Source organism: Streptomyces marinisediminis (assembly GCF_026262575.1).
Classification (GTDB): domain Bacteria; phylum Actinomycetota; class Actinomycetes; order Streptomycetales; family Streptomycetaceae; genus Streptomyces; species Streptomyces marinisediminis.
Genome location: NZ_JAPKFL010000022.1, coordinates 46,068 through 65,177, shown reverse-complemented (window position 1 = coordinate 65,177; position 19,110 = coordinate 46,068). Strand labels below are relative to the sequence as shown.

Below are 19,110 nucleotides of genomic sequence, written 5' to 3'. Positions count from 1 at the left end.
CGGTGGCAAGCGGCACACAAGGGGCAGGCGGGTCGAGTGGCTCGATGGTGCGCCGGATACTGCTGGGCTCGCAGCTCAGACGGCTGCGTGAAGCCCGGGGCGTCACGCGCGAGGACGCCGGATATTCCATCCGTGCTTCCGAGTCCAAGATCAGCCGAATGGAGTTGGGACGCGTGAGTTTCAAGGCGCGGGACGTCGCGGATCTGCTCACGCTGTACGGCGTCACGGACGCCACCGAGCGGGAGCCGCTGCTCAATCTGGCGAAGGAGTCCAGCGTCGCCGGTTGGTGGCACAGCTACAGCGACGTGCTGCCGTCCTGGTTCCAGACCTACGTCGGTCTGGAGGGCGCGGCCTGCGAGATCGACACCTACGAGGTGCAGTTCGTGCACGGCCTGCTGCAGACCGAGGCGTACGCGCACGCCGTCGTCGCCAGCGGGCACAAGTCCCTGCGGCTGTCCGACGCCGAGATCGACCGCCGGGTCTCGCTGCGCATGGAGCGGCAGAAGCTGCTGTTCCAGGAGAACGCCACGCAGTACCGCTGCGTGCTGGACGACGCGGCGCTGCACCGCCCGTTCGGCAGCCGCACGATCATGGACGAGCAGCTCCTCCACCTCATCGAGCTCTCCGAGCGGCCCAACATCCACCTCCAGGTGGTGCCCTTCACGCTGGGCGGCCACCCCGCCGAGTCCGGTGCCTTCACCATCCTGCGCTTCCCGGAGCCGGAGATCCCCGACGTCGTCTACCTGGAGCAGCTCACCGGCTCGCTGTACCTGGACAAGCCGGAGGAGGTGGCCCAGTACGGAGGCGTGCTGCACCGGCTGATGGCCGACGGCGCCCTCGGTCCCAAGGAGACGCGCGACCACCTGCACAGGGTGCGTCAACAGCACTGATCAGTCAGTACGATGACGTCTCATCAGTTCTCCAGCTCATACGCCACAGCGCGAAGCTCCTCCTCCCCACGAAGGAACGGCATGCCCTACTTCACGGACCTGGCGCAGCAGTACATCGACGGTGAGTGGCGTCCGGGGACGGGTTCCTGGGACCTCATCGACTTCAACCCCTACAACGGCGAGAAGCTCTGCTCGATCACCGTGGCCACCGCCGGGGAGATCGACCAGGCCTACCGCGCGGCCGAACGGCACCAGCCCGGCTGGGCCGCGACCAACCCCTACACCCGCCGCCTGGTCTTCGAGCGCGCGATACGCCTCGTCGAAGAGCGCGAGGCGGAGATCACCGACCTCATCGTCACCGAGCTCGGGGGCACCCGGCTGAAGGCCGCCTTCGAGCTGCATCTGGCCAAGGAGTTCCTGCGCGCCGCCATGAGCGTCGCACTCGGCGCCGAGGGCCGCATCCTGCCCTCGCCCGTGGAGGGCAAGGAGAACCGCGTCTACCGCGAGCCCGTCGGCGTGGTGGGCGTCATCTCCCCGTTCAACTTCCCCTTCCTGCTCTCCCTGAAGTCCGTCGCGCCCGCGCTCGCGCTGGGCAACGCCGTCGTGCTCAAGGCGCACCAGGACACGCCGATCACCGGCGGCGCGCTGGTGGCCAGGCTCTTCGAGGACGCGGGGCTGCCCGGCGGCGTGCTCAACGTCGTCGTCACCGACATCGCCGAGGTGGGCGACGCGCTGCTGGAGCACCCGGTGCCGCGGGTCATCTCCTTCACCGGCTCCGACCAGACCGGGCGGCACGTGGCCACCGTGGCCGCCGCGCACTTCAAGCGCTGCGTGCTGGAGCTGGGGGGCAACAGCGCCCTGCTGGTGCTCGACGACGCGGACGTGGACTACGCGGTCGACGCCGCCGTCTTCAGCCGCTTCGTCCACCAGGGCCAGGTCTGCATGGCCGCCAACCGCGTCATCGTCGACCGCGCGGTGGCCGCGGAGTTCACCGAGAAGTTCGTCGCCAAGGTGCGCTCGCTGCCCGTCGGAGACCCGCGGGACCCGGCCACCCTCATCGGCCCGCTGATCAACGCCGGTCAGGCCGAGCGCGTCGCCGCCCTGGTGGACGACGCCGTCGCCGGCGGCGCCACCGCCCTGCTGCGCGGCAAGGTCGAGGGCACCCTCGTGCACCCCAGCGTCCTCACCGACGTGCCGGCGGGCTCGCCCGCGCTCACCGAGGAGATCTTCGGCCCCGTCGCCGTACTCGTGCCCGTGGACGGGGAGGACGAGGCCGTGCGCGTCGCCAACGACTGCCGCTACGGGCTCAGCGGCGCGGTCCACACCGGGAACACCGAGCGCGGGGTCGCCGTGGCGCGCCGCATCCGCACCGGCATGGTCCACGTCAACGACGGCACCGTGGCCGACGAGCCGCTCGTCCCGTTCGGCGGCGAGAAGCACTCCGGGATCGGGCGGCTGAACGGCGAGCACTTCGCGGAGGCGTTCACCACGACCCAGTGGGTCGCGGTGCAGCACGGGCGCAGCACGTTCCCGTTCTGACCCGTGCACCGTTGAGGACAGAAGCTGACCGCAGGGGTCCCTAGCGTTCCTTACGTCGGGGCGGCCGAACGGCGCCCCGGGACCCCTGCGAAAGGTGATCGACATGCCCATCTCCGTCTCCCCCGAGGCCCACGGCGACGAGCGCGGCGCGCTGCTGGCCTACCTCGACGCCCAGCGCGGCGGACTGCGGCGCGCGGTGCTGGGCCTCACCCGCGACCAGGCCACCGCCACCCCCTCGGCGAGCGCGCTGTCGGTGGCCGGGCTGCTCAAGCACACCGCCCAGGGCGAGGAGGGCTGGCTGCGCACGATGACCGGCGAACCCGTCGACTTCCACGACCCGGCGACGATCGCCCGCTGGGAGCAGAGCTTCGCCCTCACCGCGGACGAGACCGTGGAGGGCGTGCTCGCCCACTACGCCGAGGTGGCCGCCCGCACCGAGGCCGCCGTGCGCGCGCTGCCCTCGCTGGACGAGACCTTCCACGTCCCGGACGCCCCCTGGGCGGCGGGCGGCCCGCGCTCCTGGCGCTGGGGCCTGCTGCACCTCATCGAGGAGGCCGCCCGGCACGCCGGCCACGCCGACGTCGTCCGCGAGACGATCGACGGCAAGGGCGCCTTCGACCTCGTCGAGGAGGAGCTTCGGGGCGCGGCGGAGCCCGCGCCCGCGCACTAGCCGGACCGTCCGGGGAGGGGCCGGATCGCCGGCGCGGGGCTCGTTAGGGTGAGCCCCATGTCAGCGATCCGGCTCCTCGTGCTCGGCGCCGTGCGGCAGCACGGCCGGGCGCACGGCTACATGGTCCGCAACGACCTGGAGTACTGGGGCGCGCACCGGTGGTCCAACGCCAAACCGGGCTCGATCTACCACGCGCTCAAGCAACTGGCCAAGCAGGGCATGCTGCGCGCCCACGCCGTCGCGCCCAGCACCGCGGGGGGCCCGCCGCGCACCGAGTACGAGCTGACGCCCGAGGGCGACGCCGAGTACCTGCGCCTGCTGCGGCACGCGTTGACCGCCGTCGACGAGAAGCCGGACCTGCTCACCTCGGGCGTCGGCTTCCTCGTCGACCTGCCGCGCGCGGAGGCGCTCGCCCTGCTCCGGCAGCGCGTCGCCGCCCTCGACGCCTGGCGGGAGGAGGTCGGCGCGCACTGGATGCCCACCGAGGGCACGCCGGAGGAGTGGGGCCACATCGGCGAGATCATGGACCTGTGGCTCCACACCGCCGCGGCGGGCGCGCAGTGGGCGCGCGGCCTGGTCGCCCGGCTGGAGGCCGGGGCGTACACCATGGCCGGGGAGGGCGAGCGCACCCCGAACGTGCTCCCCGAGGGCACCCCGAACCCGTACGCCTGACGCCGCGCGCCCGGGAGCCACCGAGCCCCGGACCGGGGCTTGCACCTCACGCGACGTGAGGGCGCACCGTGGACGCGTCACGCGAACGAGGGAGGCGGACGTGGGCTATTCCGTCGGTCAGGTCGCCGGGTACTCCGGCGTCACCGTGCGCACGCTGCACCACTACGACGAGATCGGCCTGCTGGTGCCCGGCGGGCGCACGCACGCCGGGCACCGCCGGTACAGCGACGCCGACCTGGACCGGCTCCAGCAGATCCTCTTCTACCGCGAGCTGGGCTTCCCGCTGGAGGAGGTCGCCGTCCTGCTCGACGACCCCGCCAGCGACCCGCAGGCGCACCTGCGCCGCCAGCACGCCCTGCTCACGGAGCGGATCGAGAAGCTGCGGAAGATGGCCGCCGCCGTCCAACACGCCATGGAGGCACGCACGATGGGCATCAACCTCACCCCCGAGGAGAAGTTCGAGGTCTTCGGGGACTTCGACCCCGACGAGTACGCCGAGGAGGCCGAGCGGCGCTGGGGCGGCACCGACGCCTGGGCGCAGTCCCAGCGCCGCAGCGCGTCCTACACCAAGGAGGACTGGCGACGGATCAGCGCGGAGGCCGAGGACATCAAGCGGCGCCTGGCCGAGCTACTGGAGGCCGGGGTCCCGGCCACCGCGCCGGAGGCGATGGACGTCGCCGAGGACTACCGCGCCTGGCTCGGCGCCCACCACTACGACTGCGGGTACCAGATGCACGTCTGCCTCGGCGAGATGTACGTCGCGGACGAGCGCTTCACCCGCTACTTCGACACGACCAGGCCCGGCCTGGCCGTCTACACCCGGGACGCGATCGTCGCCAACGCCACCCGACACGGCCACCCGCCCGCCTGATCCACCCCGCGCCCGTCCGCCCCCACCCGTGGGGGCGGGCGGCACGCCCGTGCGGCGGCCCGGCCCGGGAGGGGGCGCCCCGGGCGGCCGGGCCGTGGCCGGAAGCGGCGCCCGCCCCGCCACCCGCCCCGCCGCCCGCCCGGTCGGCGGGGCGGGTGGCCTTATGCTTCGCAGCGGAAGGGCCTGAAGGGAGAGGAAGAAGGACGGACAGTGGTCGTCGACCCCCGCAGGAAGGACGGCACCGGACAGCCGAAGGAGGGCGAGGAGGCCGAGGAGGCCAAGCCCCAGTCCGACGAGGCGCACAGCGCCTTCACCCCGCCGGTCGGGGTTCCGCTGCCGCCGGTTCCCGCCGAGGACGAGCACCCCACGTCCGAGTTCGCGCTCCCCGAGGGCTTCCGCCCCCGGCCGCAGGAGCCGCAGGGCAGTGCCTTCCGCTTCCGGGGGGAGCAGCACGGCGGCGAGTACGCCGACTACACCCCGGCCACCGGGATACCGCTCGTGCGGCTGAGCAAGCGCAACGCGCCCTGGCAGGACCGCATGCGCACCATGGTGCGGCTGCCGCTGGGCGAGCGGCCGGCGCCACCCGAGCGCGCGCCGCGCGCCGAGGGCGAGACGGGCCCGCCGGTGCCCCGCGTCCTGGACCTCACGCTGCGCATCGGCGAGCTGCTGCTCGCCGGCGGCGAGGGCGCCGAGGACGTCGAGGCGGCGATGTTCGGCGTCGCCCACGCCTACGGGCTCGACCGCTGCGAGCCCACCGTCACCTTCACCCTGATCTCCATCACCCACCAGCCCTCGCTGGTGGACGACCCGGTGACGCTCAGCCGCACCGTGCGGCGCCGGGGCACCGACTACACGCGGCTGGCCGCCGTGTACCGGCTGGTGGCCGACATCACCTCCGAGGAGGAGGACGCCGTCTCGCTGGAGGAGGCCTACCGGCGCCTCGCGGAGATCCGGCGCAACCGGCACCCCTACTCCAAGGGTGCGCTGACCCTGGCCAGCGGCGTGCTGGCCGGGGCGGCGTCGACGCTGGTGGGCGGTGGCCCGACGGTGTTCGTGCTCGCCGCCATCGGCGCCATGCTCGGTGACCGGCTCGCCTGGTTCGCCTCCAGCCGCGGGCTGCCGGAGTTTTACCAGTTCGTGGCCGCCGCCATGCCGCCGGCCGCGATAGGGGTCAGCGTCGTCCTGCTCGACCACCCGTGGCTGGAGGGCGCCCGCGCCTCCGCCGTCGTCACCGGCGGCCTGTTCGCGCTGATCCCCGGACGAGCCCTGGTGGCCGCCGTGCACGACGGGCTGACCGGGTTCTACATCACCGCCTCCGCCCGGCTGCTGGAGGTGGTGTACCTGATCGTCGGCATCGTCTGCGGCGTGCTGATGATCCTCTACATCGGGGACCTGCTGGGCGGCGAGTTCACCCCGGACGAGCAGACCTCCCGCGAGCGCCCCGGGATCCAGCTCGCGGCCGCCATGCTGCTGGCCCTGGCGTTCTGCGTGCTGCTCCAGCAGGAGCGGGCCACGGTGGCGTGGGCCACGCTCAACGGAGGCGTGGCCTGGCTGGTCTACGGCTCGCTCACGCAGACCGCCGACCTCGACCCGGTGTTCGCCACCGTCATCGCCGCGGGCCTGGTCGGCCTGTTCGGGCAGTTGCTGTCCCGCTACCAGTTCGTCTCGGCGCTGCCCTACGTGACGGCGGCGATCGGCCCGCTGCTGCCCGGCAGCGCCACGTACTACGGGCTGCTCAACATCGCGGAGGGCAACGTCAACGGCGGGTTCCAGTTCCTGTCGACGGCCGCCGCCCTCGCCCTGGCCATCGCCATCGGCGTCAACCTCGGCGCCGAGCTCGCCCGGCTGTTCATCCACGCCCCCGGCGCGGAGACGCCGCTGCCGGGCCGCCGCGCCGCCAAGCGCACGCGCGGCTTCTGACCCGGCGCGGTCGGCCCGGCTCCGCCGGAGCGGCACGCGCGGCCCCGCCCGCCGCCGTCCCGGCACCCGTACGGGCCGGGCACGCGTACGGGCCGGGCACGCGGGGCGGTGCCCCGCGCGCCCGGCCCGGTCGTCAGCCGGTGTGCGCGGCCGGCGTCAGTGCGCGGAGCCGGAGGCCTCCAGGCGCTTGACCGAGGCCTCGACCTCCGCCTCGGCGTCGGCGCGGCCCACCCAGTCCGCCCCCTCGACGGACTTGCCGGGCTCCAGGTCCTTGTACACCTCGAAGAAGTGCTGGATCTCCAGCCGGTCGAACTCCGAGACGTGGTGGATGTCGCGCAGGTGCTCCATGCGCGGGTCGGACGCCGGGACGCACAGCAGCTTGTCGTCGCCGCCGGCCTCGTCCGTCATCCGGAACATGCCGATCGCGCGGCAGCGGATGATGCACCCGGGGAACGTCGGCTCGTCCAGGAGCACGAGCGCGTCCAGCGGGTCGCCGTCCTCGCCGAGCGTGCCGTCGACGAACCCGTAGTCGGCCGGGTAGACGGTCGAGGTGAACAGGTGACGGTCCAGGCGGATGCGCCCGGTCTCGTGGTCCACCTCGTACTTGTTCCGCGAACCCTTCGGGATCTCGATGGTGACGTCGAACTCCACTGGGAGGCTCCTCCGTGATCAACACATTCTCTGGTGATTAAGTGTCCCCCACGCAGGTGTGTGCTCGCGAAAGGGGCTGGTCCGAGGTGCTGGGTACACCCGGGAACGGTTCGCACGGCACGTTCCGCGGCACCGTCCGGCGGGCCGGGGCGCGGTGGGTGCGGGCCGTCCGGCAGCGCTGGCGGACGGTGCCGCCGCAGCGACGCCGCACCTGGGGGCTGACGGCGGGCTCGGCCGCCGCCGGTCTGGCGGTGTCCCTCGGCGCGGTGACCGCCGCGGGCCCGTGGGACTCGGGTCAGCGTACGGCCGAACGGAGTCGCGCGGTCACCCTGGAGGCGGACAGTGGCGTGCGCCACACCGAGGACGCCCGAGCGCCCCGCGGCCACCGGGACGACGCCCCCGCCCCCAGCGCCCGGCCCGTGCTCGCCCCGGCCGGCGACGGCGCGGCGGCCCCCACCCGGGCGGGGCTCGCCCAGGCGCTGCGGCCCCTCCTGGACGGCCTGGACGACCCCGCGCTCGGCCGCACCGCGACCGCCTCCGTGGTCGACGTCGCCACCGGTGAGGAGCTGTTCGAGGCGGGCGGTCGCGAACCCGTCGTACCGGCGTCCACGATCAAGCTGGCCACCGCCGCCGCCGCGCTCACCGCGCTCGGCCCCGACCACCGGCTGGCCACCCGCACCGTGTGGGACGCCGACGAGCGCCGCGTCGTCCTGGTGGGCGGCGGCGACCCGACGCTGACCGAGGAGCGGCTGGCCCGGCTGGCCGACGCCACGGCGCGCGCCGTGCGCGCCGGTGAGCGGGCACCGCGAGCCCTGGCCTACGACGTCTCCGGCTACTCCGGCCCCGGCCGCCACCCCATCGGCGTCAACCCCAACATCGCCCCGCTCACCCCGCTCATGCTCAACGCGGCCCGCACCGACGACTCCCGCCACGGGCCCGCGCCGCGCGCCGCCGACCCGGCCGCGGCCACCGCCGGACGCTTCGCGGAGCTGCTCGCCGAGCGCGGCGTGGACACCGGGCGCACGCTCCGGGCCCGCGCCCCCCGGGACGCGGACGCACTCGGCGTCACCCGATCGGCTCCGCTGGCGGCGCTGGTGGAGTCCATGCTGACGCACAGCGACAACGACGTGGCCGAGGCGCTGGCCCGGCACACCGCCCGCGCCACCGGCCGCCCCGCGGACTTCCGCGGCGTCCGGGCCGCCACGCGGGAGGTGCTCGGCTCGCTCGGGCTGCCGGTCGACGGCGCCGTCTTCGCCGACGGCAGCGGGCTCAGCCGGGAGAGCGCGGTGCCCGCGAGCTTCCTGTCCGCGCTCCTGGCCACCGCCGCGGGACCCGACCACCCCGCCCTGCGCCCGCTGCTGACCGGGCTGCCCGTGGCCGGGTTCACCGGCACCCTCGGCGGGCGCTACGACGGCGCGGACACCGGCGCCGCCGCCGGGCTGGTGCGGGCCAAGACGGGCACGCTCACCGGGGTGAACACCCTGGCCGGGCTGGTGGTGGCCGCCGACGGCCGGCTGCTGTCCTTCGCCTTCCTCACCACCGGCGCCACCGGACCCGCCGTCCAGGACACGCTCGACCGCCTGGCCACCACCGTCGCCGCCTGCGGCTGCCGCTGACCCCGCGCGGGCGCGCGCCGGGCCGCGCGCCGCACCGGGGCCACGGCGCGGCGGACCGTGCCGGGGCCGTCGTGGGGCCGTGCCGCGCGCCGCCGTGACGCGGGGGCGCGCGCCCGGCGTACGCCCAGCGGACTGTGCCCGTCACCGGGGACGCCGTACGGTGAAGGCATGACCAGCCCCGGCGTTCGAACGGTGGAGAGCCTGTGAGCCCGCTCAGCCTTGGCAGCCACGACAGCATGGTCGACTGGAACCTCGCGGTCGCGACCGCGACCCGCCTGGTACGGCCGGGCCCGGAGGTGAGCCGGGACGAGGCGCGCGCCATCGTCGCCGAGCTGCGGCGCCACGCGCTGGCCGCCGAGGAGCACGTGCGCTCCTACACCGGGCTCACCCCGCCGGACGCGGCGGCGGACACCCCCGTCCTCGTCGTCGACCGGCCCGGCTGGATCAAGGCGAACGTGGCCGGGTTCCGCCAGCTTTTGTCCCCGCTGCTGGAGAAGGTGCGCGAGCGGCGCGGCGCCGCCCCCGGCGGCGCGGTGCTCGGCGCCGTGGGCGGCAAGCTCGCCGGCGTCGAGGTGGGCATGCTGCTGTCCTTCATGGCCTCGCGCGTCCTCGGCCAGTACGAGACGTTCGCCCCGCCCAGCCGGGACCTGCCCGGCACGGAGGGTGGCCGCCTGCTGCTGGTGGCGCCCAACATCGTGCACGTCGAGCGCGAGCTGGAGGTGGACCCGCACGACTTCCGCCTGTGGGTGAGCCTCCACGAAGAGACCCACCGCACCCAGTTCACGGCCGTGCCCTGGCTGCGCGACCACCTGGAGGGCGAGGTCCACGCCTTCCTCGCGGAGACCGACGTCGACCCCTCGACGCTGCTGGAGCGGCTGCGCGAGGCCGCGCAGGCGTTCACCGGCAACCGCCCGGACGGCGCGCAGGACGCGGCGGACCGGGGCGACGGGGGCGGGCGCAGCCTGGTCGACCTGGTGCAGACGCCGGGGCAGCGCGAGGTGCTGGAGCGGCTGACCGCCGTCATGTCCTTGCTGGAGGGCCACGCCGACGTGGTGATGGACGGGGTCGGCCCGGAGGTCGTGCCCTCGGTGGGCGAGATCCGGGAGAAGTTCCAAAAGCGCCGCCAGGCCGGGGCCGGCCGGCTCGACCAGGTGCTGCGCCGGCTGCTGGGGCTGGACGCCAAGCTGCGCCAGTACCGCGACGGGGCGCGGTTCGTGCGGGCCGTCGTGGACGAGGTCGGCATGGACGGCTTCAACCGGGTGTGGACCTCGCCCAACACGCTGCCGACGAAGGCGGAGATCGCCGACCCCGCCGGGTGGGTGGCGCGGGTGCACCGCCCGGCCGCGTCGTAGGGGCGCGCCGGGGCGGGCGGCCCTCCACCGGGCCGCCCGCGGGGGCGGGCGTGGGCGGAGGCCGCAGGGAGGGCGCCGTAGCCAGGGCAGGGAGGGCGCCGCAGCCAGGGCGCCGCAGCCAGGACGCCGTAACCCGGTCGGCCGGATGCCGCCGGGCGCCGAAATCACCCGTCCGAGGGACCGTTGCCGGGTGTGGCCGCGTGCGATGCTCAAAGCCATCGTCCTGCTCTGTCACCATCGACCCACCCAGCGTGACGGTCGGGGCGGCGGGCGGACGGCGTCGGCGCTCCGGCGGCCCCGGTGGCCGCCCCGGCGTCCCGCGCCCCACCCCCCAGCAGCATTCGAGGAAGTGAACGGACATGGGTCCTCATCCCGCGGTCGCCGCGATACGCCTGGCGGTTCGCCGCACCCTCGCCGACGTGCTCACCGAGACGTCGCCCCGCACCACCGCCGCCCCGGTTCCGGCCGCCACGGCCGCCGCCGCGCCGGTCACCACCGCGCCGACCGCCGCCGCGCCGACCGCCACGGCCGCCGCCCGGGCCGCCACCGCCGCCGAGCCGGACGGGCCGCTCGTGCTCGTGGCGTGCTCCGGCGGCGCCGACTCCATGGCGCTCGCCTCCGCCCTGGCCTTCGAGGCGCCCAAGCTCGGCGTCCGCGCCGGCGCCGTCACCGTCGACCACGGCCTCCAGGACGGCTCCGCCGCCCGCGCCCACGAGGTCGCCGAGCGGCTGAGCGCCCTCGGCCTCGCGCCCGTCGAGGCGGTGTCCGTCACCGTGGGCCCCGGCGCCGGCCCGGAGGCCGCCGCCCGCGACGCCCGCTACGCGGCGCTGGACGCCGCCGCCGAGCGCACCGGAGCCGCCGCCGTGCTGCTCGGCCACACCCGCGACGACCAGGCCGAGACGGTGCTCCTCGGCCTCGCCCGCGGCTCCGGCACCCGCTCGCTGGCCGGGATGGCAGGCGTCTCCGGCTCGCTCACCGGCGCGCCCGGCACCGAGCGCCGCTACCGCCGCCCGTTCCTGGCCGTCGACCGGCAGACGACGCGCACCGCGTGCCTGGCGCAGTCGCTGCCGGTGTGGGACGACCCGCACAACACCGACCCCGCCTTCACCCGCTCCCGGGTGCGGCACGAGGCCATGCCCACGCTGGAGAAGGCGCTCGGCAAGGGCGTCACCGAGGCCCTGGCCCGCACCGCGCGGCTCTCCCGTGACGACGCCGACGCCCTGGACGCCTGGGCCGCGGACGCCGAGCGCGCCGTCCGCCGCGCGCCCGCCGCCGGGCCCCCGGGCGCCGTCGCCCTGGAGGTCGCGCCGCTGCACGCCCTGCCGCCCGCGGTGCGCCGCCGGGTGCTGCGCCGGGCGGCCATCGCGGCGGGCGCCCCGGCCGGGTCGCTGTTCGCCCGGCACATCGAGGAGGCCGACCGGCTGCTGACCGCCTGGCGCGGCCAGCGGGCGCTGAACCTGCCCGGGCGCGTCGAGGCGCTGCGGCAGGGTGGCACACTGGTCCTCCGGCGGAGCGAGAGCTGAGCGACGAGCGAGAGCAGCAGGGTGGACGACAAGGACATGGGCGCCGACCTGGAGTCGGTGCTCATCACCAAGGAAGAGATCGACGCGAAGCTGGCCGAGCTGGCCGAGCGCATCGACGCGGAGTACGCGGGCAGGGACCTGCTCATCGTCGGCGTCCTCAAGGGCGCCGTCATGGTGATGGCCGACCTGGCCCGGGCCCTGCGCACCCCGGTGACGATGGACTGGATGGCGGTGTCCTCCTACGGCGCCGGGACCCAGTCCTCGGGCGTGGTGCGCATCCTCAAGGACCTCGACACCGACATCAAGGGGCGCGACGTCCTGATCGTCGAGGACATCATCGACTCCGGGCTGACGCTCTCCTGGCTGCTGTCCAACCTGGGCTCGCGCGAGCCGGCGTCGCTGAGGGTGTGCACGCTGCTGCGCAAGCCCGAGGCGGCCAAGGTGGACATCGACGTCGCCTGGGTGGGCTTCGACATCCCCAACGAGTTCGTCGTCGGCTACGGGCTCGACTACGCCGAGAAGTACCGCAACCTGCCGTTCGTCGGCACGCTGGCCCCGCACGTCTACGGCGGCTGAGCGCATCGGCACCGGCCTCGGGAACACGGCGCCGCCGCCCACCGTTGGAGCGGGGGAGGGCGGCCCCGCCCCTCACGCCCGCGAGCGCCGGGGGACCATGCTGGGGTACCGTCCGAGGGACGGTCTTTTCCACTCACGATGGCAGGAGGGACGGGGCGTCACCGCCTCGTATGGATGGACGTGAAGCGATACTTCCGTGGGCCGGTCATGTGGATCGTGCTGGCCGTCCTCGCCGTGGTCGTGTTGATGCAGGTCGTCGGGTCATCCGAGGGCTACAAGACGGTCGACACCGGCGACGTGGTCACAGCGATCAGCGAGAACCAGGTCAAGTCGGCCAAGGTGTCGACCGGTGACGAACAGACCGTCGAGCTGCAGCTCAAGGACGGCGTCGAGATCGACGAGAGCGACAAGGTCAAGGCGAGCTACATCGACTCGCAGGGCGTCGAGATCGTCAAGAACCTGCAGGCCAAGTACCAGGACGGGCAGCTCCCCGAGGGCTACACCGTCACTCCGAAGGAGCAGAACGCCTTCCTGGGCATGCTGCTGTCCTTCCTGCCGTTCCTGCTGATCATCGTCATCTTCCTGTTCCTGATGAACCAGATGCAGGGCGGCGGCTCCCGGGTGATGAACTTCGGGAAGTCCAAGGCCAAGCTCATCACCAAGGACACCCCGAAGACGACGTTCACCGACGTCGCGGGCTCGGACGAGGCGGTCGAGGAACTCCAGGAGATCAAGGAGTTCCTCCAGGAGCCGGCCAAGTTCCAGGCCGTCGGCGCCAAGATCCCCAAGGGCGTGCTGCTGTACGGCCCGCCCGGCACCGGCAAGACGCTGCTGGCCCGCGCCGTGGCCGGCGAGGCGGGCGTGCCCTTCTACTCCATCTCCGGCTCCGACTTCGTCGAGATGTTCGTCGGCGTCGGCGCCAGCCGCGTGCGCGACCTGTTCGAGCAGGCCAAGGCCAACGCCCCCGCCATCGTCTTCGTCGACGAGATCGACGCCGTCGGCCGGCACCGCGGCGCCGGCATGGGCGGCGGTCACGACGAGCGCGAGCAGACGCTGAACCAGCTCCTGGTGGAGATGGACGGCTTCGACGTCAAGGGCGGCGTCATCCTCATCGCGGCGACCAACCGCCCGGACATCCTGGACCCGGCGCTGCTGCGCCCGGGCCGCTTCGACCGGCAGATCGCCGTCGACCGGCCGGACATGCAGGGCCGCCTGGAGATCCTCAAGGTGCACCAGAAGGGCAAGCCGATCGCCCAGGACGTGGACCTCGGCGCGGTGGCCCGGCGCACCCCGGGCTTCACCGGCGCGGACCTCAACAACGTGCTCAACGAGGCCGCCCTGCTCGCCGCCCGGTCCAACGCCAAGATGATCGACAACAAGTACCTCGACGAGGCGATCGACCGTGTCGTGGCCGGTCCGCAGAAGCGCACGCGGATCATGAGCGACAAGGAGAAGAAGATCACCGCGTACCACGAGGGCGGCCACGCCCTGGTCGCGGCGGCCTCGCCCAACTCCGACCCGGTGCACAAGATCACCATCCTGTCCCGGGGGCGGGCGCTCGGCTACACCATGGTGCTGCCGGACGAGGACAAGTACTCCACCACCCGCAACGAGATGCTCGACCAGCTCGCCTACATGCTCGGCGGCCGGGCGGCCGAGGAGCTCGTCTTCCACGACCCCACCACGGGCGCGGCCAACGACATCGAGAAGGCCACCGCCACGGCCCGCGCGATGGTCACCAAGTACGGCATGACCGAGCGGCTGGGCGCGATCAAGTTCGGCTCCGACCAGTCCGAGCCCTTCCTGGGCAAGGAGATGGCCCACCAGCGCGACTACTCCGAGGAGGTCGCGGGGCTGGTGGACGAGGAGGTCAAGAAGCTGATCGAGACCGCGCACAACGAGGCGTGGGAGATCCTGGTCGAGAACCGCGACGTGCTGGACAACCTGGTGCTGGCGCTGCTGGAGAAGGAGACGCTGGGCAAGGAGGAGATCGCGGAGATCTTCCAGCACGTGGTCAGGCGTCCCGCGCGCCCGGCCTGGACGGGCTCCACGCGCCGCACGCCCTCCACCCGGCCGCCCGTCTCCACACCCAAGGAGATCGCGGTCACCAACGGCTCCCCGGCGCTGGAGAAGGGCAAGGAGATCGGCCCGGTCGAGACGCCGGCGGACGGCCCCGGCGCGTAGCCGGAACCGTCCCGGCCGCAGCGGCCGGAATGCGCACCGCGCCCCTCGGGTTCTCACCTGTGGGGCGCGAGTCGTGCGCGCGGACCTTTGACGAAAACGAGGACACCCATGATCGATCCGGTGAATCTGGCCGGTGAGGGCGAGATCGGCGAGTTCGACGACAAGCGGGCCGAGAGCGCCGTGCGCGAGCTGCTCATCGCCATCGGGGAGAACCCGGACCGCGAGGGCCTGCGCGAGACCCCGGCCCGGGTCGCGCGGGCCTACCGGGAGATATTCGCCGGCCTGCGGCAACGCCCGGAGGACGTGCTGACCACCACGTTCGACCTGGGCCACGACGAGCTGGTGCTGGTGCGCGACATCGAGGTGCTCAGCACCTGCGAGCACCACCTGGTGCCCTTCGTCGGCTTCGCGCACATCGGCTACATCCCCTCCACGGAGGGCAAGATCACCGGCCTGTCCAAGCTGGCCCGGCTGGTGGACGTGTACGCCCGCCGCCCGCAGGTGCAGGAGCGGCTGACGACGCAGATCGCGGACTCGATGATGCGCATCCTGGAGCCGCGCGGCGTGGTCGTCGTCATCGAGTGCGAGCACATGTGCATGACGATGCGCGGGGTGCGCAAGCCCGGCGCCAAGACGCTCACCTCGGCGGTGCGCGGCCAGCTCCGCGACGCGGCCACCCGCTCGGAGGCGATGAGCCTGATCATGGCGCGCTGACGGGCCGTGGCCCGGCCGCCGTGGGCCCGCGTGCGGGGCGCGGGCGGCGCGGCGGGCGCCGGCGGCCGCGCCGCCGTCGACGAGGTCCGCCTTCGGCCGCGCTCGGGCGGTGGCACGGCCGTCGGCTCCGCTCGGTGAGGGGGCGGCGAGACCGGGGCGGGACGGACGGGCGGCACCTCTAGGCTGGGGGCATGAACGCTGAGCCCTTGCCAACGGTCGCCGGGTTGCCCGCGTGGGGGCGCTGCGCGGTGATGGGCGTGGTCAACGTCACGCCGGACTCCTTCTCCGACGGCGGCCGCTTCTTCGACACCGGAGCCGCCGTCAAGCGCGGGCTGGCCCTGGTCGCCGAGGGCGCCGACCTCGTCGACGTCGGCGGTGAGTCCACCCGCCCCGGCGCGCAGCGCGTGGACGAGGCGGAGGAGCTGCGCCGCGTCGTCCCGGTGGTGCGGGGGCTGGCCAGCGAGGGCGTGCTCGTCTCCGTGGACACCATGCGGGCCTCCGTCGCCGAGCAGGCGGTCGCCGCGGGCGCCCGGCTGGTCAACGACGTCAGCGGCGGGCGCGCGGACCCGCGCATGGTCCCGGCCGTCGCGGACGCCGGGGTGCCGTTCGTGGTGATGCACTGGCGCGGCCAGTCCGCCGACATGAACGCGCGCGCCGTCTACACCGACGTGGTCCGCGAGGTCGTCGACGAGCTGCGCGCCTCGCTGGAGGCGGCGGTGGCCGACGGCATCGCGGCCGAGCGCGTCGTCGTCGACCCGGGCCTGGGCTTCGCCAAACAGGCCGAGCACGACCTCGCCCTGGTCGCCGCGCTGCGCGAGCTGGGTGCCGCGCTGAACCGGCCGCTGCTGGTCGCCGCCTCCCGCAAGCGGTTCCTGGGACGCGTACTGGCCGCCGGTCCGCAGGCGGCGCCGCCACCGGCCCGGGAGCGGGACGCCGCCACGGCCGCCGTCTCCGCCCTCGCCGCCCGGGACGGCGCCTGGGCCGTGCGGGTGCACGAGGTGCGGGCCAGCGCCGACGCCGTCCGGCTGGTCCGTGCCGTCGAGCGGGCCGGCCGGTGAGCGGCACCGGGCCCCGGGGACCGGAGGCCGAGGCCGAGGCCGTCGAGGCGGCGAACACGGCCTTCTACGACGCGCTGGAGAGCGGCGACTACGAGGCGCTGGCCGGACAGTGGCTGGACGGTGACGTGAGCGTCGTCCACCCGGGGTGGCCGGTGCTGCGCGGGCGCGGCGAGGTGCTGCGCTCGTACGCGCTGATCATGGCGAACACCGAGTACGTGCAGTTCTTCCTCACCGACGTCGAGACCTCCGTCATCGGGGACACCGCGCTGGTGACCTGTACCGAGAACATCCTCAGCGGCGGCCCGGCGGAGGCGGACGGCTCGGCCGGACCGTTGGTCGGCGGCCTGGTGGTGGCCACGAACGTGTTCCGCCGGGACGTCGACGGCGCCTGGCGCGTGTGGGCCCACCACGGCTCGCCGGTCATGGTGGACGAGGACGCCGAGGAGGGGCCGCCGGAGGAGCCGGGGGCCGGGGGCTGAGCGGCCCCGCCCGCGGCGCCGGGACGCCCGTCACCCGTGGGAGTGCCGTACCGGGAACACCCGTGGGAGTGCCGTACCGGGAATAGCGGCGTGACGAGCACCGCTGAGGGGTAGGCGCGCCCCGCCACCGCAGGGCGCGCCCGGCGTGGATGCGGCCCCTCGGCCACGGCCCGTCGGCGCTCGCAGGTAGATTCGACGCGGCACCCCCGCGCGGTGACGCGCGGCAGGGGCCGGCACACCAGCACCGGGGTCCGACCAGCCCCGGCCGACCAAGCCCTCCCGATCAGGGCCGACCGACCCGGAAGGGGCGTGATGCACCGTGGACCGTGTCCTCGACCGCGTGGCCGTGCGCGGCCTGCGGGCGCACGGCCGGCACGGGGTCTTCCCGCACGAGCGGGCCGAGGGGCAGCTCTTCGTCGTGGACGTGGACATGGGCGTGGACACGCGCGCCGCCGCGGCCGGTGACGAGCTGGCGAAGACGGTGCACTACGGCGTCGTCGCCGAGGAGGTCCACGCGATCGTCACGGGCGAGCCGGTCGACCTCATCGAGACCCTCGCCCAGCGGATCGCCGACCAGTGCCTCACCCACGCGGCCGTGCACGAGGTGGAGGTGGTCGTCCACAAGCCGGGCGCCCCGATCACCGTGCCCTTCGACGACGTGACCATCACCATCAAGCGGAGCCGCTCATGACGCCGAACAGTGACCCGACCGTGCAGCCGGTGCCGGCCTCCGTGGTCCGGCAGGTGGACGCCGCCGACTCGACGCTGGCCAACCCGCGGCACGCCGTGATCTCGCTCGGCAGCAACCTGGGCAACCGCCTGGAGACGCTGCAGGGCGCCGTCGACGCGCTGGAGGACACCCCGGGCGTGCGGGTGAAGGCCGTCTCGCCCGTCTACGAGACCCAGCCGTGGGGGGTGGAGCCGGACTCGCAGCCCGCCTACCTCAACGCCGTGGTGCTGATCAAGACCACGCTGCCCCCGGCCTCCCTGCTGGAGCGCGGGCACGCGATCGAGGAGGCGTTCCAGCGGGAGCGCAGCGAGCAGTGGGGTCCGCGCACCATCGACGTGGACATCGTCACCTACCAGGACGTGGTCTCCACCGACCCCGGGCTGACCCTGCCGCACCCGCGCGCCCACGAGCGCGCCTTCGTCCTGGTGCCCTGGCACGACGTCGACCCGGCCGCCGAGGTGCCGGGCGTGGGCGCCGTGGCGGAGCTGCTGGAGGACCTGCCGGGCGAGGGCGTCACCGTCCGCGCCGACCTGGAACTGGTCCTTCCGGAGTGAGGCAGCTCCGCGTCCGCGTGCTCCTCGGCGTCTTCCTGGTCGCCGGGGTGCTGGCCTGGGCCGGGTCCCGGCTGTGGTACGCGCTCGGCTCGCTGCCGGCCGTCCCGGCGCTGGCGCCCGTCGTGCTGGCCGGCATCGCCGCCGTGCTGCTCGCCACCGTCCTGTCGCTGCGCGCACGGCTGAGGGCGCAGCGCGAGCGGCGTGCGGGCGCCCGGGGCGTGGAGCCGATGATGGCGGCCAGGGCCGTGCTGTTCGGCCAGGCCAGCGCGCTCGTCGGCGCGCTGGCGGCGGGCGTGTACGGGGGGATGGGGCTGTTCCTGGTCACCTCCGACCTCTTCCTGGTCTCCGCGCGGCGCGGGCAGGCCCTGTACGCGGGCCTGTCCGTCCTGGCCGCCGCGGCGCTCGTCGCCGTCGCCCTGTGGCTCCAGCGCGTCTGCCGCCTCCCGGACGACGAGGACCCCGCCGCCCCGTCCCCGGCGCGGTGACCCGGCGCGGGGCGGCCCTGGGGGCGCCCCACGTGGGACGCCCCCAGGGGGGCCGGGGCCGGGGCGCCGCTAGGCGCGGGCGGCGGCCGTGCGGCGTTCGAGGTCCAGCAGCAGGCGCTTGCGGTCCAGGCCGCCGCCGTAGCCGGTGAGGGCGCCGCCCGCGCCGACGACGCGGTGGCACGGGACGATGATCGACACCGGGTTGCGCCCGTTGGCCAGCCCGACCGCGCGGGCGGCCCGGGGGCGGCCGAGGCGGGCGGCCAGCTCCCCGTAGCCGACGGTCTCGCCGTAGGGGATGGCGCACAGCGCCGCCCAGACGGTGCGCTGGAACGGGGTGCCGGACAGCGCCAGCGGCACGGTGAAATCGGTGCGTTCCCCCGCGAAGTACTCGGCGAGCTGCTCCCGGGCCCCGGCGAAGCCGGCCGGGTCGGGGACGCCGAAGGTCTCCTGGGGTGGGCGGTGGCGTTGGTCGTGCACGTACAGGCCGCACAGGACGCCGTCCGCGGCCACCAGGGTGAGGGGGCCGATGGGGGTGTCCACCACGGTGTGCGTGCGCTCGGAAGTGAGGTTCACGGGTCCACCCTGGCACCGGCGCGGGCCCGGGGCTGGCGGGTTTCGGACATGAG

At 74.4% G+C, this 19,110-nt stretch carries 19 protein-coding genes; 17 read left to right on the top strand and 2 right to left on the bottom strand.

Annotated features, from left to right (window positions below):
• Nucleotides 1-44: 44 nt before the first annotated feature.
• From OSB71_RS18170 to OSB71_RS18145, 6 genes are all read left to right on the top strand, one after another.
• A complete protein-coding gene (locus tag OSB71_RS18170; protein ID WP_265949305.1) occupies nt 45-890 on the top strand; it encodes a Sco1979 family transcriptional regulator in 846 nt (281 codons plus the stop codon).
• Between the two features lie 81 nt (nt 891-971).
• Nucleotides 972-2,429 carry an aldehyde dehydrogenase family protein gene (locus OSB71_RS18165; RefSeq protein WP_265949304.1) on the top strand — a complete coding sequence of 486 codons (1,458 nt, stop codon included), beginning with the start codon at nt 972-974 and terminating at the stop codon, nt 2,427-2,429.
• A 103-nt stretch (nt 2,430-2,532) separates the two neighbouring features.
• Nucleotides 2,533-3,099 (top strand): DinB family protein, encoded by a 567-nt coding sequence (locus tag OSB71_RS18160; protein ID WP_265949302.1) that lies wholly within the window; start codon nt 2,533-2,535, stop codon nt 3,097-3,099.
• Between the two features lie 57 nt (nt 3,100-3,156).
• The gene (locus OSB71_RS18155) at nt 3,157-3,771 is read left to right on the top strand and encodes a PadR family transcriptional regulator (RefSeq protein WP_265949301.1); all 615 of its coding nucleotides are present in this window, start codon (nt 3,157-3,159) and stop codon (nt 3,769-3,771) included.
• Nucleotides 3,772-3,871: 100 nt separating this feature from the next.
• Nucleotides 3,872-4,642, top strand: coding sequence for a MerR family transcriptional regulator (locus tag OSB71_RS18150; RefSeq protein ID WP_265949299.1), 771 nt, complete (start codon nt 3,872-3,874; stop codon nt 4,640-4,642).
• A 210-nt stretch (nt 4,643-4,852) separates the two neighbouring features.
• Nucleotides 4,853-6,562, top strand: coding sequence for a threonine/serine exporter family protein (locus OSB71_RS18145; protein ID WP_265949298.1), 1,710 nt, complete (start codon nt 4,853-4,855; stop codon nt 6,560-6,562).
• A 156-nt stretch (nt 6,563-6,718) separates the two neighbouring features.
• On the opposite strand, the gene OSB71_RS18140 is transcribed toward OSB71_RS18145, so the two are convergent.
• Nucleotides 6,719-7,213, bottom strand: coding sequence for an inorganic diphosphatase (locus OSB71_RS18140; protein ID WP_265949296.1), 495 nt, complete (start codon nt 7,211-7,213; stop codon nt 6,719-6,721).
• 86 nt (nt 7,214-7,299) lie between these two features.
• Between OSB71_RS18140 and dacB the strand changes: the two genes are divergently transcribed.
• From dacB to OSB71_RS18085, 11 genes are all read left to right on the top strand, one after another.
• Nucleotides 7,300-8,829: a D-alanyl-D-alanine carboxypeptidase/D-alanyl-D-alanine endopeptidase gene (gene dacB / locus OSB71_RS18135; protein WP_265949295.1), complete on the top strand. Its 1,530-nt coding sequence runs from the start codon at nt 7,300-7,302 to the stop codon at nt 8,827-8,829.
• A gap of 236 nt (nt 8,830-9,065) precedes the next feature.
• Nucleotides 9,066-10,181: an Rv3626c family coenzyme F420 biosynthesis-associated protein gene (locus OSB71_RS18130; protein ID WP_265949366.1), complete on the top strand. Its 1,116-nt coding sequence runs from the start codon at nt 9,066-9,068 to the stop codon at nt 10,179-10,181.
• Between the two features lie 359 nt (nt 10,182-10,540).
• Nucleotides 10,541-11,704 (top strand): tRNA lysidine(34) synthetase TilS, encoded by a 1,164-nt coding sequence (gene tilS, locus OSB71_RS18125; protein WP_265949293.1) that lies wholly within the window; start codon nt 10,541-10,543, stop codon nt 11,702-11,704.
• A gap of 36 nt (nt 11,705-11,740) precedes the next feature.
• A complete protein-coding gene (hpt, locus tag OSB71_RS18120; RefSeq protein ID WP_265949365.1) occupies nt 11,741-12,280 on the top strand; it encodes a hypoxanthine phosphoribosyltransferase in 540 nt (179 codons plus the stop codon).
• A gap of 174 nt (nt 12,281-12,454) precedes the next feature.
• A complete protein-coding gene (ftsH, locus tag OSB71_RS18115) occupies nt 12,455-14,464 on the top strand; it encodes an ATP-dependent zinc metalloprotease FtsH (protein ID WP_265949292.1) in 2,010 nt (669 codons plus the stop codon).
• A 108-nt stretch (nt 14,465-14,572) separates the two neighbouring features.
• Nucleotides 14,573-15,178, top strand: coding sequence for a GTP cyclohydrolase I FolE (folE, locus tag OSB71_RS18110; RefSeq protein WP_265949290.1), 606 nt, complete (start codon nt 14,573-14,575; stop codon nt 15,176-15,178).
• A gap of 191 nt (nt 15,179-15,369) precedes the next feature.
• Nucleotides 15,370-16,236 carry a dihydropteroate synthase gene (gene folP / locus OSB71_RS18105; RefSeq protein ID WP_265949288.1) on the top strand — a complete coding sequence of 289 codons (867 nt, stop codon included), beginning with the start codon at nt 15,370-15,372 and terminating at the stop codon, nt 16,234-16,236.
• The gene (locus tag OSB71_RS18100) at nt 16,233-16,715 is read left to right on the top strand and encodes a nuclear transport factor 2 family protein (protein WP_265949286.1); all 483 of its coding nucleotides are present in this window, start codon (nt 16,233-16,235) and stop codon (nt 16,713-16,715) included. Before folP ends, OSB71_RS18100 begins: the two co-directional genes overlap by 4 nt.
• Nucleotides 16,716-17,034: 319 nt before the next feature.
• Complete coding sequence (gene folB / locus OSB71_RS18095; protein WP_265949285.1) at nt 17,035-17,406, top strand: dihydroneopterin aldolase; 372 nt, start codon at nt 17,035-17,037, stop codon at nt 17,404-17,406.
• Nucleotides 17,403-17,999: a 2-amino-4-hydroxy-6-hydroxymethyldihydropteridine diphosphokinase gene (gene folK, locus OSB71_RS18090; protein ID WP_265949283.1), complete on the top strand. Its 597-nt coding sequence runs from the start codon at nt 17,403-17,405 to the stop codon at nt 17,997-17,999. Before folB ends, folK begins: the two co-directional genes overlap by 4 nt.
• On the top strand, nt 17,996-18,484 hold the full coding sequence (locus OSB71_RS18085) for a DUF3180 domain-containing protein (RefSeq protein WP_265949281.1): 489 nt from the start codon (nt 17,996-17,998) through the stop codon (nt 18,482-18,484). The genes folK and OSB71_RS18085 overlap by 4 nt, the downstream gene beginning before the upstream one ends.
• Before the next feature lie 69 nt (nt 18,485-18,553).
• Here OSB71_RS18085 and OSB71_RS18080 read toward each other — a convergent pair whose 3' ends face one another.
• Nucleotides 18,554-19,057, bottom strand: a complete 504-nt coding sequence (locus OSB71_RS18080) for a methylated-DNA--[protein]-cysteine S-methyltransferase (RefSeq protein ID WP_265949280.1) — start codon at nt 19,055-19,057, stop codon at nt 18,554-18,556.
• Nucleotides 19,058-19,110: the final 53 nt, after the last annotated feature.